This is a genomic window from Enterobacter sp. DTU_2021_1002640_1_SI_PRY_ASU_LCPMC_013, assembly GCF_032389435.1.
Classification (GTDB): Bacteria; Pseudomonadota; Gammaproteobacteria; order Enterobacterales; family Enterobacteriaceae; genus Enterobacter; species Enterobacter hormaechei_C.
In genome coordinates this window covers 4,634,351-4,649,752 of sequence record NZ_CP135594.1, presented here as the reverse complement: position 1 = coordinate 4,649,752, position 15,402 = coordinate 4,634,351, and the positions used below count along the sequence as shown (strand labels likewise).

At 55.2% G+C, this 15,402-nt stretch carries 12 protein-coding genes; 6 read left to right on the top strand and 6 right to left on the bottom strand.

From position 1 onward, the window contains the following. Positions 1-311: 311 nt before the first annotated feature. The gene (locus RS584_RS22255) at positions 312-1,136 is read left to right on the top strand and encodes a protein bax (RefSeq protein WP_023295596.1); all 825 of its coding nucleotides are present in this window, start codon (positions 312-314) and stop codon (positions 1,134-1,136) included. Between the two features lie 35 nt (positions 1,137-1,171). On the opposite strand, the gene xylR is transcribed toward RS584_RS22255, so the two are convergent. From xylR to xylF, 4 genes are all read right to left on the bottom strand, one after another. Beyond that, on the bottom strand, positions 1,172-2,350 hold the full coding sequence (gene xylR, locus RS584_RS22250; RefSeq protein WP_032620462.1) for a D-xylose utilization transcriptional activator XylR: 1,179 nt from the start codon (positions 2,348-2,350) through the stop codon (positions 1,172-1,174). Positions 2,351-2,383: 33 nt separating this feature from the next. Next, the gene (gene xylH, locus RS584_RS22245) at positions 2,384-3,565 is read right to left on the bottom strand and encodes a xylose ABC transporter permease XylH (RefSeq protein ID WP_003860151.1); all 1,182 of its coding nucleotides are present in this window, start codon (positions 3,563-3,565) and stop codon (positions 2,384-2,386) included. Next, positions 3,543-5,084 (bottom strand): xylose ABC transporter ATP-binding protein, encoded by a 1,542-nt coding sequence (locus RS584_RS22240; RefSeq protein ID WP_015572746.1) that lies wholly within the window; start codon positions 5,082-5,084, stop codon positions 3,543-3,545. The genes xylH and RS584_RS22240 overlap by 23 nt, the downstream gene beginning before the upstream one ends. 72 nt (positions 5,085-5,156) lie before the next feature. Beyond that, positions 5,157-6,149, bottom strand: coding sequence for a D-xylose ABC transporter substrate-binding protein (xylF, locus tag RS584_RS22235; protein ID WP_006808602.1), 993 nt, complete (start codon positions 6,147-6,149; stop codon positions 5,157-5,159). A 371-nt stretch (positions 6,150-6,520) separates the two neighbouring features. Here xylF and xylA point away from each other — a divergent pair, with 371 nt between their 5' ends. Together xylA and xylB are read left to right on the top strand one after the other, a co-directional pair. After that, the gene (xylA, locus tag RS584_RS22230; RefSeq protein WP_026080557.1) at positions 6,521-7,843 is read left to right on the top strand and encodes a xylose isomerase; all 1,323 of its coding nucleotides are present in this window, start codon (positions 6,521-6,523) and stop codon (positions 7,841-7,843) included. A 59-nt stretch (positions 7,844-7,902) separates the two neighbouring features. After that, positions 7,903-9,357, top strand: coding sequence for a xylulokinase (xylB, locus tag RS584_RS22225; protein WP_032669007.1), 1,455 nt, complete (start codon positions 7,903-7,905; stop codon positions 9,355-9,357). A gap of 52 nt (positions 9,358-9,409) precedes the next feature. On the opposite strand, the gene RS584_RS22220 is transcribed toward xylB, so the two are convergent. After that, the gene (locus tag RS584_RS22220; protein ID WP_063134370.1) at positions 9,410-10,405 is read right to left on the bottom strand and encodes an acyltransferase; all 996 of its coding nucleotides are present in this window, start codon (positions 10,403-10,405) and stop codon (positions 9,410-9,412) included. A 184-nt stretch (positions 10,406-10,589) separates the two neighbouring features. On the opposite strand from RS584_RS22220, the gene RS584_RS22215 reads away from it, so the two are divergent. From RS584_RS22215 to glyS, 3 genes are all read left to right on the top strand, one after another. Further along, positions 10,590-10,895 (top strand): YsaB family lipoprotein, encoded by a 306-nt coding sequence (locus RS584_RS22215; RefSeq protein ID WP_017693801.1) that lies wholly within the window; start codon positions 10,590-10,592, stop codon positions 10,893-10,895. A 160-nt stretch (positions 10,896-11,055) separates the two neighbouring features. Next, positions 11,056-11,967 carry a glycine--tRNA ligase subunit alpha gene (gene glyQ, locus RS584_RS22210; protein WP_003860141.1) on the top strand — a complete coding sequence of 304 codons (912 nt, stop codon included), beginning with the start codon at positions 11,056-11,058 and terminating at the stop codon, positions 11,965-11,967. Positions 11,968-11,976: 9 nt separating this feature from the next. Then, positions 11,977-14,046 (top strand): glycine--tRNA ligase subunit beta, encoded by a 2,070-nt coding sequence (glyS, locus tag RS584_RS22205; protein WP_015572740.1) that lies wholly within the window; start codon positions 11,977-11,979, stop codon positions 14,044-14,046. A gap of 183 nt (positions 14,047-14,229) precedes the next feature. Here the strand turns inward: glyS and fadA are convergent, their stop codons facing one another. Further along, entirely contained in the window at positions 14,230-15,393 is a 1,164-nt protein-coding gene (fadA, locus tag RS584_RS22200; RefSeq protein ID WP_000416981.1) for an acetyl-CoA C-acyltransferase FadA, read from the bottom strand. Positions 15,394-15,402: the final 9 nt, after the last annotated feature.

The following is a 15,402-nucleotide window of genomic DNA, read 5'->3' as shown; positions in this document are numbered from 1 at the left end:
ATTTTCCTGTCGCGGCATTTTTGACCAGTGTGCCACTCGGCTCAGGGGAAAAACTCCTCCTCTGAGGCTTTCTGCCAGGAGGACGCGAAGGGATGAGTGATCCCGCGCAAAATTAGGCAGTTATCTGCGATATCGCGCACATTTTTCCAGTGCTGGTGATTTAATGAGCATGTTCCGGATGACATAGTTTCGGAATTGGACTATTTGTATACGTGCTCTTGAGGACTATTTTTGGTATGATTTGAGATTCCGCTCTCAAATTTTTGAAGAAAATAAGGTGTTGGAATGTTTATATCCGACCAGGAGACCTAATGATATCGACTCCCATTCGACGATATGGGGCCGCGATACTCATGTTACTCACCATGGCATTTTCAGGTGAGGTGCTTGCAAAGACGCACGCGGATACAACGAGTAAGAAAGCCCACGTAATAAAGACGACAAGCAGTAAGGTTAGCAGTAAACAAGAGTATTCTCGCAATAGTGCAAAGAGTAGTTCACTTCCTGATTTGCGAAAATACCCTTCCGGGACACCAAGGAAAAAAGCGTTTCTCCGGACGGTAATGCCTTACATTAAAAGTCAAAATGCCGCGATTACTGCGGATCGTAACTGGCTGATCTCCAAACAGTACGATAGCCGCTGGTCGCCGTCTGAGCGCACTCGCCTGAAAGACATCGCCAAACGCTATAAAGTGAAGTGGAGCGGGAACACGCGTCGTGTGCCGTGGAACACTCTGTTAGAGCGTGTGGACATTATTCCAGGCAGTATGGTCGCGACAATGGCCGCCGCCGAAAGCGGTTGGGGCACCTCGAAGCTGGCACGCAACAACAACAATCTGTTTGGCATGAAATGCGCAAAAGGTCGTTGTACTAATGCACCCGGCAAGGTGAAGGGCTATTCACAGTTTGAATCGGTGAAAGATTCCGTGAATGCCTATGTGGTGAACCTGAACACCCACCCGGCCTACTCCTCGTTCCGTAAGTCACGCGCTCAGCTGCGTAAGGCGGATCAGGAAGTAACGGCTACGGCGATGATCCACAAGCTGAAAGGTTATTCCACTCAGGGACAGCGTTATAACAATTACCTGTTCTCCATGTACCAGGATAACCAGCGTCTGATTGCCGCACATATGTAATGAAAAACGCCTTCCACTGGAAGGCGTTCTTTTTTCTAGAGCAGGACTTCACTGTACCGTTCCCGGTACTCCTTCGGCGTGGTGTCATACTCTTTTCTGAACACCGAATAGAAATACTGAAGCGACGGATAGCCGCACATCTGTGAAATCTCGTTGATCGACAGCGAGGTGGAGATCAGCAGACTGCGCGCTTTCTCCAGCTTTTCCGCATGGATCACGGCGTGAATCGTCTCACCGACTTCCTCTTTGAACCGCTTCTCCAGATTCGAACGTGAAATGCCGACCGAATCGAGCACCTGATCGACCTTAATCCCTTTGCAGGCATGATTGCGAATGTAGTGCATCGCCTGAATCACGGCCGGATCGTTTAAGGAGCGGTAGTCAGTTGAGCGACGCTCGACCACGCGAACGGGCGGAACCAGCAGACGCTGGAGCGGCAGGGATTCGTTGGCTAACAGTCTGTGCAGCAGCTTTGCGGCCTGATAGCCCATCTGACGGGTACCCTGAGCCACGGATGAGAGCGCCACGCGCGACAGATAGCGCGTAAGCTCTTCGTTATCAATACCAATCACGCACAGCTTTTCAGGCACCGGAATATGCAAATGTTCGCACACCTGTAATACGTGGCGGGCGCGGGCGTCCGTCACGGCGATAATCCCTGTCTGGGGTGGCAGAGTTTGCAGCCAGTCAGCCAGGCGATTTTGTGCGTGCTGCCAGTTTTCTGGCGCGGTTTCCAGCCCCTGATAAACGACGCCGCGATATTTCTCCTGGGCAACCAGCTGGCAGAAGGCATATTCACGCTCCATCGCCCAGCGCTTTCCGCTGGTGGCGGGCAATCCGTAAAACGCAAAACGATGTACGCCTTTCTCCTTTAAATGGAGGAAGGCGGTCTCGACCAGAGCATGGTTATCCGTGGCGATATAGTGAACGGGGGGGTAATGTTCCGGTGTATGGTAAGAGCCGCCAACGCCCACGATAGGCACGTCGACGCCACTCAGCAACTGTTCAATCACGGGGTCGTCAAAGTCAGCGATGACCCCGTCTCCCAGCCAGTCTTTGATGTTCTCCAGACGGGTACGAAAATCTTCTTCGATGAAAATATCCCATTCGGATTGCGACGCCTGCAAATATTCGCCAACCCCTTCAACCACCTGCCGGTCATAGGCTTTGTTGGCATTGAATAACAACGTAATGCGGTGACGCTTTTCAAACATGGCTCATTTCCCAAATTAGTCACGATAGTGTTATCAGGCGCGCCGCTTGGTGGCAGAGTCCATCCAGACTGCCAGCAAAAGAATGGCACCCTTGACGATATACTGCCAAAACGTCGGCACGTCCATCATACTCATCCCGTTATCCAGCGAAGCCATAATAAATGCGCCCATCACCGCTCCCGCCACGCTGCCAATGCCCCCGGCGAGGCTGGTCCCGCCAATCACGCAGGCGGCGATGGCGTCCAGCTCGGCAATATTACCCGCAGACGGGGAGCCCGCCCCCAGTCGCGAACTGAGGATCAGCCCCGCGATGGCCACCATCAGGCCGTTGATGGCAAAGACGGCGAGTTTGGTGCGTTCTACGTTGATACCAGATAAACGCGCGGCTTCCAGATTGCCGCCGATGGCATAAATACGGCGACCGAATGCGGTACGTGTGGCCATAAACATCCCACCTAACAGCAACAGCGCCAGCAGCAGAACGGGCGTTGGGACGCCGCGATAATCGTTTAACAGCCAGATGGCCCCCAGCACAATCACCGCAGTAAGCGCCTGACGGCCGACAACCGAGGTTGAGGCAGGCGAGGCCAGCCCCAGCGCCTGGCGACGCATACGTCCTCGCCATTGCCACGCGACAAACGCCATCAGCCCAACCACGCCGATCGTAAAACCGACGCCATCAGAGAGGTAGCTTTGGCCAATCTGGGACATCGAGGCGCTGGTCGGGGAGACGGTGGTGCCGTTGGTGATCCCAATCAGAATGCCGCGGAAGGCCAGCATCCCCGCTAAGGTGACGATAAACGACGGGACTTTACGGTAGGCCACCCACCAGCCATTCCACGCCCCCAGCAGCAGACCCAGCACCAGCGTGACCGCAATCGTCAGCGGCAGCGGCCAGCCGAGCCAGACGTCAAAAATTGCCGCCACGCCGCCGAGCAGACCCATCATCGACCCTACCGACAGGTCAATTTCCGCTGAGATAATCACAAAGACCATCCCCACCGCCAGGATCCCGGTGATGGCGGTCTGACGCAGCAGGTTAGAGACGTTACGTGCGCTCAAATAGGAGCCATCGGTCATCCAGGTAAAGAACAACATGATCACGATAATGGCGGCAATCATTACAAAAACTTGCAGATTCAGCGATTTAAGTCCTGCGAACGCACCGGGCGTCGGAACAGCGACTTTGATATCAGACGGGTTGCTTTTCGACATGGCGTTCGCTCCTTAAGGCAGCTTCCATCACCTGCTCTTGCGTCAGGTTCTGGTTGTTCAGGTTGGCTTTGAGTTTCCCTTCATGCATGACCAGCACGCGGTCGCTCAGCCCCAGCACTTCAGGCAATTCGGACGAGATAACAATGACGGCAATCCCTTGCTGCACAAGCTGGTTGATCAGCTTGTAGATTTCATACTTCGCGCCGATATCGATCCCGCGGGTGGGTTCGTCCAGAATTAAAATGCGCGGATTAAGCAGCAGGCAGCGCGCCAGAATCGCTTTCTGCTGGTTGCCGCCGCTCAGGCGTCCTATCGCCAGCTCCGGCGAGGAGGTTTTCACCTTAAGCCGGGCAAGCGACTGGAGAATACACTGCTGTTCTGCGGCATCATCCAGGCTGCTCAGCGCGCCGGAAAACTGGCTGAGCGCCGCCAGCGTGATATTTTTTCCCACCGCCATTACCGGCACGATGCCGTCTTTTTTGCGATCTTCTGGCACCATGGCAATGCCCTTAGCAATAGCCTGCTGGCAGTTGTCGATTTTTACCGGCTGACCGTCGATATAAATTTTGCCTTCCCAGCGCCCCGGCCAGACGCCAAAGAGACACTGCACGGCCTCGGTTCTTCCCGCACCCACTAAACCCGCAATGCCGAGAATTTCGCCGCGGTGCAGCGAGAAGGAGAGGTTATCCACGCGCTTGATATGGCGGTTAACGGGATGCCACGCCGTCAGGTTTTCCACGCGCAGGAGCTCTTCGCCGATGGTGTGCGGTTCGTTGGGATACAGCGCGGTGAGTTCGCGACCCACCATCATGGTGATGATGTCATCCTCGCTCATGCCTTCTGCTTCACGCGTGCCGATGTGCTGCCCGTCGCGGATGACGCAGATGGTGTCGGAAATGGCTTTCACCTCATTGAGCTTGTGCGAAATATAGATGCAGGCGATACCGTGGTTTTGCAGATCGCGGATGATATTGAGCAGTACGGCGGTTTCCTGTTCGGTGAGTGAGGCGGTTGGTTCGTCGAGGATCAGCAGGCGCACCTGTTTGTTCAGCGCCTTGGCGATCTCGACCAGCTGCTGCTGGCCTAAACCTAAGTCGCCCACGCGCGTATCCGGTGAGATAGCCAGGCTCACCTGAGCCAGCAGTTTTTCGCAGCGCAGCGTCATGGTGTCGTAATCCAGTACGCCGTGGCGTGAGAGTTCGGCACCGAGAAAGATATTTTCCAGCACGGTAAGGTGCTTCACCAGCGCCAGCTCCTGGTGAATGATAGCGATGCCTTTACGTTCGGTATCGCGAATGTGCGTGGCCTGGAGCACCTCACCGGCAAAAACAATTTCGCCCTCGTAGCTGCCGTGCGGGTAGATCCCGCACAACACTTTCATCAGCGTGGATTTTCCCGAGCCATTTTCGCCGCACAGCGACATCACTTCGCCGGGATTCAGCCGCAGGCTTACGTTATCGACTGCTTTCACCGCTCCGAAGGCTTTGGTGATGCTTTTCATTTCAAGTAAATAAGACATAACTGCTCCGCATAGCCCAACAGATGAACAGGGCAGGTCAATGCGCCCCTGCCGGGCAGGGGCTGCGCTGGATTACAGTTCACTCTTCTTATGGAAACCGTCTTTCACCACGGTGGCGTCAATATTCTCTTTGTTGACTTCGATAGGGGTAAGCAGGCGAGCAGGTACGTCTTTCAGGCCGTTATTTAACGTCGCGTCTGCTTTAGGTTGCTGGCCATTGCCCAGCTCAACGGCAATTTCGGCGGCCGTATTAGCAAGCTCGGTAATGGGCTTATACACCGTCATGGTCTGGGTACCCGCGATGATGCGTTTTACACCCGCAAGGTCGGCGTCCTGTCCGGAAATAGCGACTTTCCCGGCCAGTCCCTGCGCGCTCAGCGCCTGAATGGCGCCACCCGCAGTGGCATCGTTAGAGGCCACCACCGCATCGATTTTGTTGTTATTTGCGGTCAACGCGTTTTCCATAATTTTCAGCGCGTTTTCCGGTAACCAGCCGTCAGCCCACTGGTCGCCGACGACTTTAATTTTGCCCTCGTCGATATACGGCTTCAGCACTTTCATTTGTCCCTGGCGGAACAGTTTGGCGTTGTTATCCACAGGCGAGCCGCCCATCAGGAAATAATTACCCTGAGGCACTTTTGCGACCAGGCTTTTAGCCTGTAATTCGCCCACCTTTTCATTGTCGAACGAAATATAATAATCAATATCGGCATTATTAATCATGCGGTCATAAGCCAGGACTTTTATCCCTTCCTGTTTCGCTTCTTTCACCACGTTGCTTAATACCTGGCCGTTATACGGGATAATGACCAGCACATCGACGCCACGGTTGATCATATTCTCGATTTGCGACATTTGCGTCTCTTCGTTGCCGTTAGCGGACTGAACGAACACCTCCGCGCCGAGAGATTCCGCTTTTTTAACAAATATATCGCGATCTTTTTGCCAGCGCTCCAGTCGTAAGTCATCAATCGCCATGCCGATTTTGACCTCTTTGGCATGTCCGGCAAAGCTTGCAAGCAGGAGAGTAGTGCAGAGCGTTAGGGTCAGGTTCTTTATCTTCATAATTATTAGGCCTTTTTGTAGGGGTATGTGTAGCTGAGATAAAAGAAACGTTCACTGCTGAGACGCAGCAAATTTTTAACGTGGAAAGGCCTGCTGGCAATTACAGATTTTTATCTTCTCATTACGATATTTGGTTTATTTCTGAATTTATGACCGCGATCGGATTTTAAAAAGCGTAACCTATTAATTACATTTGATTCTGGAATGCGCGCCGAAAAATAGTTTGTCTGCGCATTATTTTGCGAGCCAGCGCACAATTGCGCATTATCTCAATAGCAGTGTGAAATAACGTAATTGAGCAACCTCCAATGTCTATTCACTATTACTCCAGAAGCAAGACCACGCCGCATACCCTGATTATGGAGCTCAATATGCAAGCTTATTTCGACCAACTCGATCGCGTTCGTTTCGAAGGCACGAAAACGACCAATCCTTTAGCATTTCGTCACTACAACCCGGATGAGCTGGTGCTGGGTAAGCGCATGGAAGATCACTTGCGCTTTGCCGCCTGCTACTGGCACACCTTCTGCTGGAACGGTGCCGATATGTTCGGCGTGGGCTCTTTTGACCGTCCATGGCAACAGCCGGGCGAGGCCATTGAGCTGGCGAAGCGTAAAGCCGACGTCGCGTTCGAGTTCTTCCATAAGCTGAACGTGCCGTACTACTGTTTCCACGATGTGGACGTGTCGCCGGAAGGGGCATCGCTGAAAGAGTATCTGAACAATTTCGCGCAGATGGTCGACGTACTGGCTGAAAAACAGCAGCAAAGCGGCGTGAAGCTGCTCTGGGGTACGGCTAACTGCTTTACCAATCCTCGCTATGGCGCGGGTGCGGCAACCAACCCGGACCCGGAAGTCTTCAGCTGGGCGGCAACCCAGGTCGTGACCGCGATGAACGCCACGCATCAGCTGGGCGGTGAGAACTATGTACTCTGGGGCGGTCGTGAAGGCTATGAAACGCTGCTGAATACCGACCTGCGTCAGGAGCGTGAGCAGATTGGTCGCTTTATGCAGATGGTTGTGGACCACAAACACAAAATCGGTTTCCGCGGCACGCTGCTGATTGAGCCAAAACCACAGGAGCCAACCAAGCATCAGTATGATTATGATGTCGCCACCGTGTATGGCTTCCTGAAGCAGTTTGGTCTGGAAAAAGAGATCAAAGTGAATATTGAGGCTAACCACGCTACCCTGGCGGGCCACTCGTTCCATCACGAAATTGCCTCTGCGATTGCGCTGGGCATCTTCGGCTCTGTCGATGCTAACCGTGGTGATCCACAGCTGGGCTGGGATACCGACCAGTTCCCGAACAGCGTGGAAGAGAATGCGCTGGTGATGTACGAGATCATCAAAGCGGGCGGTTTCACCACCGGCGGCCTGAACTTCGACGCCAAAGTGCGTCGCCAGAGCACCGACAAATACGATCTGTTCTACGGGCATATTGGCGCGATGGACACCATGGCGCTGGCGCTGAAAGTAGCGGCCCGTATGATTGAAGACGGTGAGCTGGATAAGCGCGTGGCGAAGCGCTACAGCGGCTGGAACAGTGAGCTGGGCCAGCAAATTTTGAAAGGTCAGTTATCGCTTGCGGAGATCGCGAAGTACGCTGAACAGCATCAGCTTGCGCCGCAGCATCAGAGCGGCCATCAGGAGCTGCTGGAAAACCTGGTCAATCACTACCTGTTCGATAAATAACAGCATCCAGGCCCGGTAAGCGCAGCGCCACCGGGCATTTTCGTCAAAGGAGCCACCACATGTATATCGGGATCGATCTTGGCACGTCGGGGGTGAAAGCCATCCTGTTAAGCGAGCAGGGCGATGTATTAGCCACGCAGACTGAAAAGTTGCAGGTTTCACGTCCGTATCCGCTTTGGTCGGAACAAGATCCGGAGCAGTGGTGGCAGGCGACAGAGCGTGCGATGAAAGCCTTAGGCGAGCAGCATAGCCTGCGCGACGTGAAAGCGCTGGGCATTGCCGGGCAAATGCATGGCGCAACGTTGCTGGATAGTCAGCATCGCGTTCTGCGCCCGGCTATTCTCTGGAACGATGGCCGCTGTGCGGAAGAGTGCGCGATCCTTGAGGAGCGTGTGCCTGCATCCCGTGAAATTACGGGCAACCTGATGATGCCCGGTTTTACCGCGCCAAAACTCCTGTGGGTGCAGCGCCATGAGCCTGAGATTTTTCGTCAGGTGGCGAAGGTTCTGTTGCCGAAAGACTACCTGCGTTTTCGCATGACGGGGGATTTTGCCAGCGACATGTCTGACGCCGCGGGCACGATGTGGCTCGACGTGGCGAAACGGGACTGGAGCGAGGCGATGCTGGATGCCTGCCAGCTGACGCGCGACCATATGCCTGCGCTGTTTGAAGGCAGTGAAATCACGGGGGCTTTACAGCCTTCTGTTGCTGAACGCTGGAACATGCCAGCCGTACCTGTCGTTGCCGGCGGCGGCGATAATGCGGCGGGTGCGGTCGGCGTGGGGATGGTCGAGGCAGGGCAGGCCATGCTCTCACTCGGTACCTCCGGCGTCTATTTTGCCGTCAGTGACGGGTATCGTAGCAACCCTGGAAGCGCCGTACACAGCTTCTGCCACGCGTTGCCGGGTAAATGGCATTTGATGTCGGTGATGCTGAGCGCGGCTTCCTGCCTCGACTGGGCGGCAAAGCTAACCGGAATGGCGGACGTCCCGGCGCTTATCACAGCGGCACAGCAGGCAGATGATAATGCCGGTGCGGTTTGGTTTTTACCGTACCTTTCCGGCGAGCGGACGCCGCATAACAACCCGGAAGCGAAAGGGGTGTTCTTCGGTCTTACCCATCAGCACGGCCCGGCAGAGCTTGCGCGCGCGGTGCTTGAAGGCGTTGGCTATGCTCTGGCGGACGGAATGGATGTCGTGCATGACTGTGGACTGACGCCATCCAGCATTACGTTAATTGGCGGCGGTGCACGAAGCAGCTACTGGCGGCAAATGCTTTCCGATATCAGCGGGTTGCAGCTGGACTATCGTACGGGAGGCGATGTCGGCCCGGCGCTCGGTGCGGCACGGCTGGCGCAAATTGCGCTGAACCCGGATAAACCACTGCACCAGCTTTTGCCGCAGCTGCCGCTTGAACGGCAGCATCGTCCTGATGCGAAAAATCATGCTCGCTATGCTGAAAGACGAGACGTGTTCCGCAAAATCTATCAGCAGCTTTTGCCGCTAATGTCATAAACAGGAGCCGGGTGGCGCTAACGCTTACCCGGCCTACCAGCCTTCAACCGGGTTAGCTTACAAACCTGCGCGTATCGATTCTTTGCAGCAACATTGACAGCAGCAGGCTGACAACCAGCGTAACGGTAAATATCCAGACAATATCCAGCACCGGCCAGCTTTTAAGCTCAACGCCGCGGGTGCGCAGGGCGTGGATCACCAGCGCGTGAAAACCGTAAATGCCCAGCGAGTGGCGAGAGATAAACCCCAGCACCGGAAGCGGGCGGGCATTCAGGGTGTTTTTAACCAGCGTCAGCAGAGAGATCGCGCAGATAAAGACCATCGGCCCGCAGTAGAGATACCAGGTATCGGCAAAGTTGCCGCGCCATTGCAGCTCATGCAGCGTCCCGCGAGAGATAATAAACACACCGACGAGAAACGCGGCCGCGCATAGCCAGTTTATTCCTCGCTTTTGCGTCTCCATCATGCCAATGGCGCGCCCCAGCATGCCGTACAGCACGTAATAAAACGTATCCCCGGTGATATAAAGGTTAACGGGCAGCCATTCAAAGCCATCAATTTTCTGTGAAACGGTATTCGGGTTGGCCACGATCCCGATTATTACCATCAGGGCCAGCAGCATTTTACCGCTGACGTTTTTTACCTGAATTAACGGCGAAACCAGATAGATAACCATTATCGCGAAGAAAAACCACAGATGATAGAACACTGGTTTTTGCAACAAGTTGAGCAGGGAACGTTCAGCGTTAATTGAAGTGAACAGGACGATATAGAGCAGCGAAATGGCGCTGTAAAACAGCAGACAGGAGACAATACGGATGAAATGTCTCGGCTGCGCGCTACGCTCGCCAAAAAAGAGAAAACCGGAAATCATAAAGAACAGCGGGACGCTCACGCGGGAGGCCGAGTTCAGAATATTGGCGACATCCCAGTTAACAGGGCTGATACTGTGCGCGTTCGTGACATACCAGGTCGTTGTGTGGATCATCACCACCATCAGACAGGCTATTCCCCGCAGGTTATCAATCCAGTTAATTTTTGACTGCATCAGTTCCTCTGTATTCCTGATAAAAAAAGTGTGACTGCGATTGTGTAAAACTTTTCCCTTGGAAAATTCTGAGTTTAGCCAGGCTAACTTGTAGGGAGCTGGCGAGATTCGCAGAATGACGGACTTTAATCTATAAACGTGTTGCTACTAAAAATAACAGCCACTGACCAGGGCGGTAATAAAAATGATGATGAAGCGTGGGGTGTCACTCTTTCTGCTGCTCTTATTAACAGGATGCAGTGCTTCTGAGGAGATACCTGTCCAAAAAGCGCAGCAGGGGAAAATGAGCCCGGAGCGTTCCCTGAATATGGAACAGCTGTGCAGGGATCAGGCGGCTCACCGCTATAATTCCGAAGCACAGAAAATTCATATAAACGGCTTCGAGCGCTTTCAGGGCAGCTATGAACTGAAAGGCTATACGGCGCGTAAAGAGGGCTTTGTCTGCTCTTTTGATGCAGACGGCCAGTTTTTACATCTCTCAATGCGTTAAATTGCTCGTATAAGCAGCAACCAGAGCCTTCGCAGGTTCTGGCTGTAGGGCTTATTCCCCAATTTTCCCTAAACAACCCCGTTTCGTACTGTATATCTTGCAGCCAGCGGGTATACTGATCCCTTCCATTTAAAACCACACGTATCCAGCACGAAATACTATGCAAAAGTTTGATACCAAGACCTTCCAGGGCCTGATCCTGACCTTACAGGATTACTGGGCTCGTCAGGGCTGCACCATTGTTCAACCTTTGGACATGGAAGTTGGCGCAGGCACCTCACACCCGATGACCAGCCTGCGTGCGTTAGGGCCAGAGCCAATGGCGACCGCCTATGTGCAGCCATCCCGTCGTCCGACCGATGGCCGTTATGGTGAAAACCCGAACCGTTTGCAGCATTACTATCAGTTCCAGGTGGTGATTAAGCCATCACCCGACAACATTCAGGAACTGTACCTCGGGTCACTGAAAGAGCTGGGTATGGATCCAACCATTCACGACATTCGTTTCGTGGAAGATAACTGGGAAAACCCAACGCTGGGTGCCTGGGGTCTGGGTTGGGAAGTGTGGCTGAACGGGATGGAAGTGACCCAGTTCACCTACTTCCAGCAGGTTGGCGGTCTGGAATGTAAACCGATTACCGGCGAAATCACCTATGGTCTGGAACGTCTGGCCATGTACATTCAGGGCGTAGACAGCGTTTACGACCTGGTATGGAGCGACGGCCCGCTGGGTAAAACCACCTACGGCGACGTGTTCCATCAGAACGAAGTGGAGCAATCCACCTATAACTTCGAATACGCGGACGTGGACTTCCTGTTCACCTGCTTCGAGCAGTACGAGAAAGAAGCCCAGCAGCTGCTGGCGCTGGAGACTCCGCTGCCGCTGCCTGCCTACGAGCGTATTCTGAAGGCTGCCCACAGCTTCAACCTGCTGGATGCCCGCAAAGCGATCTCCGTGACTGAACGTCAGCGCTACATTCTGCGTATTCGTACCCTGACCAAAGCCGTTGCAGAAGCTTACTACGCGTCCCGTGAAGCCCTTGGCTTCCCGATGTGCAACCGAAACAAATAAGAGGCGGCCATGTCTGAGAAAACTTTCCTGGTGGAAATCGGCACTGAAGAGCTGCCACCAAAAGCCCTGCGCAGCCTGGCTGAATCTTTCGCTGCGAACGTCACTGCTGAGCTGGATAACGCTGGCCTGGCGCACGGTAAAATTGAGTGGTTTGCTGCGCCGCGTCGTCTGGCGCTGAAAGTGGCAAACCTGGCGGCGTCCCAGCCGGATCGTGAAGTTGAAAAACGTGGCCCGGCCATTGCTCAGGCGTTCGACGCGGAAGGCAAGCCGAGCAAAGCGGCAGAAGGCTGGGCGCGCGGCTGCGGCATCACCGTTGATCAGGCTGAGCGTCTGACCACCGACAAAGGTGAATGGCTGCTGTACCGTGCCCATGTGAAAGGCGAAAGCGCCGAAGCGCTGCTGCCTGACATGATCGCGACCTCGCTGGCAAAATTGCCGATTCCTAAGCTGATGCGCTGGGGCGCGTCCGACGTACACTTTGTGCGTCCGGTTCACACCGTGACCCTGCTGCTGGGCGATACCGTTATCCCGGCGACCATTCTGGGCGTGGCGTCCGATCGCGTGATCCGCGGCCATCGCTTTATGGGCGAGTCGGAGTTCACTATCGACAATGCTGACCAGTACCCGCAGATCCTGCTGGAGCGCGGCAAGGTCATTGCTGACTACGAACAGCGTAAAGCCAAAATCAAAGCGGACGCAGAAGACGCGGCGCGCAAAATTGGCGGTAATGCCGATCTGAGCGACAGCCTGCTGGAAGAGGTGACTTCGCTGGTCGAATGGCCGGTTGTACTGACCGCGAAATTCGAAGAGAAATTCCTGGCCGTTCCGGCAGAAGCGCTGGTTTACACCATGAAGGGTGACCAGAAGTACTTCCCGGTTTACGCCAACGACGGCAAGCTGCTGCCAAACTTCATCTTCGTGGCGAACATCGAATCGAAAGATCCGAGCCAGATTATCTCCGGTAACGAGAAAGTGGTGCGTCCGCGTCTGGCGGATGCCGAGTTCTTCTTCAACACCGACCGTAAAAAACGTCTGGAAGACAACCTGCCGCGTCTGCAAACCGTACTGTTCCAGCAGCAGCTGGGTACGCTACGCGACAAGACCGACCGTATCGCGGAGCTGTCCGGCTGGATTGCCCGTGAAATTGGCGCCGACGTTAACCACGCTACCCGTGCGGGCCTGCTCTCCAAGTGCGACCTGATGACCAACATGGTGTTCGAATTTACCGACACTCAGGGCGTGATGGGTATGCACTACGCGCGTCACGATGGCGAAGCGGAAGACGTGGCGGTAGCCCTGAACGAGCAGTATCAGCCGCGCTTTGCCGGTGACGATCTGCCGTCTAACCCGGTTGCCTGCGCCGTGGCGATTGCCGATAAGATGGACACCCTGGCGGGTATCTTCGGTATCGGTCAGCATCCGAAAGGCGATAAAGACCCGTTCGCGCTGCGTCGTGCTGCGCTGGGCGTGCTGCGAATCATCGTAGAGAAGAACCTTAACCTCGATCTGCAAACGCTGACCGAAGAAGCGGTACGTCTGTACGGCGATAAGCTGACCAACGCGAAGGTTGTGGATGATGTTATCGACTTTATGCTCGGTCGTTTCCGCGCGTGGTATCAGGACGAAGGTTACTCCGTTGATACCATTCAGGCGGTGCTGGCGCGTCGTCCGACCCGTCCGGCAGATTTCGATGCGCGTATGAAAGCGGTATCCCACTTCCGTACGCTGGAAGCGGCGTCTGCGCTGGCCGCGGCCAACAAGCGTGTATCCAACATCCTCGCGAAATCCGACGAAACGCTGAACGAGCGCGTCAACGCTGCAACCCTGAAAGAGCCGGAAGAGATTTCTCTGGCGATGCAGGTTGTGGTGCTGCGCGACAAGCTGGAGCCGTATTTTGCGGAAGGTCGCTACCAGGAAGCGCTGGTGGAGCTGGCGGAGCTGCGTGACGTCATCGACGCCTTCTTCGAGAAGGTGATGGTGAACGTGGAAGATAAAGAGCTGCGGATTAACCGTCTCTCGATGCTTGAGAAACTGCGTGAGCTGTTCCTGCGCGTGGCGGATATTTCGCTGCTGCAATAACGTAAAAAACCCGCCCCTGACAGGCGGGAAGAACGGCAACTAAACTGTCTCTCTTCGCCAATGGCGCCATAACTGCGTTGGCTGCGCTCGTTCACCCGAATCACTTACTAATGTAAGCTCATCGGGATTCGCTCGCTTGCCGCCTTGTTCTGACGTCATTGGCTTTGAGATACTTTTCCTTATTTACACCCTCTCAAACACCGTCGCGATCCCCTGACCCAACCCGATACACATCGTTGCCAGTCCGAACTGGGCATCTTTGCGTTCCATCAGGTTAATCAGCGTGGTACTGATACGCGCCCCGGAGCAGCCCAGCGGGTGACCGAGGGCGATCGCGCCGCCATTGAGGTTAATCTTCTCGTCGATCTGATCCATCAGCCCCAGATCTTTAATGCACGGCAGGATCTGCGCGGCGAACGCTTCGTTCATCTCAAAGAGATCGATATCACTTGCGCTCAGCCCCGCTTTTTTCAGCGCCAGTTTTGATGCCGGAACCGGGCCGTAGCCCATGATGGAAGGATCGCAGCCCACGACCGCCATCGAACGCACGCGGGCGCGTGGCGTCAGGCCTAATTCGCGGGCGCGGCTTTCGCTCATCACCAGCATCGCGGCGGCACCGTCGGACAGGGCAGACGAGGTGCCCGCCGTTACCGTGCCGGTGACCGGATCAAATGCCGGACGCAGGGTAGAAAGCGCTTCGACCGTGGTTTCCGGGCGGATAACTTCGTCGTAGCTGAACTGCTTCAGTACGCCGTCTGCGTCGTGACCGCCGGTTGGGATGATCTCATTCTTAAAGGCACCAGACTGCGTGGCGGCCCAGGCGCGGGCATGCGAGCGTGCGGCAAACGCATCCTGCATCTCACGGCTGATGCCGTGCAGACGGGAGAGCATCTCGGCGGTCAGGCCCATCATACCGGCGGCTTTCGCCACGTTGCGGCTCATGCCAGGATGGAAATCGACCCCGTGGCTCATCGGCACGTGGCCCATGTGCTCCACGCCGCCCACCAGACAGGCCTGCGCATCGCCGGTCATGATCATCCGCGCCGCGTCGTGCAGCGCCTGCATCGACGAACCGCAAAGACGGTTGACGGTGACGGCCGGAACCGAATGCGGGATCTCCGCCAGCAGGGACGCGTTACGGGCAATGTTGAAGCCCTGCTCCAGCGTCTGCTGCACGCAGCCCCAGTAGATATCGTCCAGCGCTGCTGGGTCCAGCGCCGGGTTACGCGCCAGCAGGCTACGCATCAGATGCGCGGAGAGGTCTTCCGCGCGCACGTTACGGAACGCACCGCCTTTTGAACGGCCCATCGGGGTACGAATCGCATCAACAATGACAACCTTTTCCATTGTGACTCC

Bases quoted from the DNA above. Each gene is read 5' to 3' on its own strand.
- RS584_RS22255 (WP_023295596.1), top strand. From the start codon at position 312: ATGATATCGACTCCCATTCGACGATATGGGGCCGCGATACTCATGTTA.
- xylR (WP_032620462.1), bottom strand. From the start codon at position 2,350: ATGTTTGAAAAGCGTCACCGCATTACGTTGTTATTCAATGCCAACAAA.
- RS584_RS22215 (WP_017693801.1), top strand. From the start codon at position 10,590: ATGATGATGAAGCGTGGGGTGTCACTCTTTCTGCTGCTCTTATTAACA.
- xylB (WP_032669007.1), top strand. From the start codon at position 7,903: ATGTATATCGGGATCGATCTTGGCACGTCGGGGGTGAAAGCCATCCTG.
- xylH (WP_003860151.1), bottom strand. From the start codon at position 3,565: ATGTCGAAAAGCAACCCGTCTGATATCAAAGTCGCTGTTCCGACGCCC.
- glyQ (WP_003860141.1), top strand. From the start codon at position 11,056: ATGCAAAAGTTTGATACCAAGACCTTCCAGGGCCTGATCCTGACCTTA.
- RS584_RS22240 (WP_015572746.1), bottom strand. From the start codon at position 5,084: ATGTCTTATTTACTTGAAATGAAAAGCATCACCAAAGCCTTCGGAGCG.
- xylA (WP_026080557.1), top strand. From the start codon at position 6,521: ATGCAAGCTTATTTCGACCAACTCGATCGCGTTCGTTTCGAAGGCACG.
- fadA (WP_000416981.1), bottom strand. From the start codon at position 15,393: ATGGAAAAGGTTGTCATTGTTGATGCGATTCGTACCCCGATGGGCCGT.
- glyS (WP_015572740.1), top strand. From the start codon at position 11,977: ATGTCTGAGAAAACTTTCCTGGTGGAAATCGGCACTGAAGAGCTGCCA.
- RS584_RS22220 (WP_063134370.1), bottom strand. From the start codon at position 10,405: ATGCAGTCAAAAATTAACTGGATTGATAACCTGCGGGGAATAGCCTGT.
- xylF (WP_006808602.1), bottom strand. From the start codon at position 6,149: ATGAAGATAAAGAACCTGACCCTAACGCTCTGCACTACTCTCCTGCTT.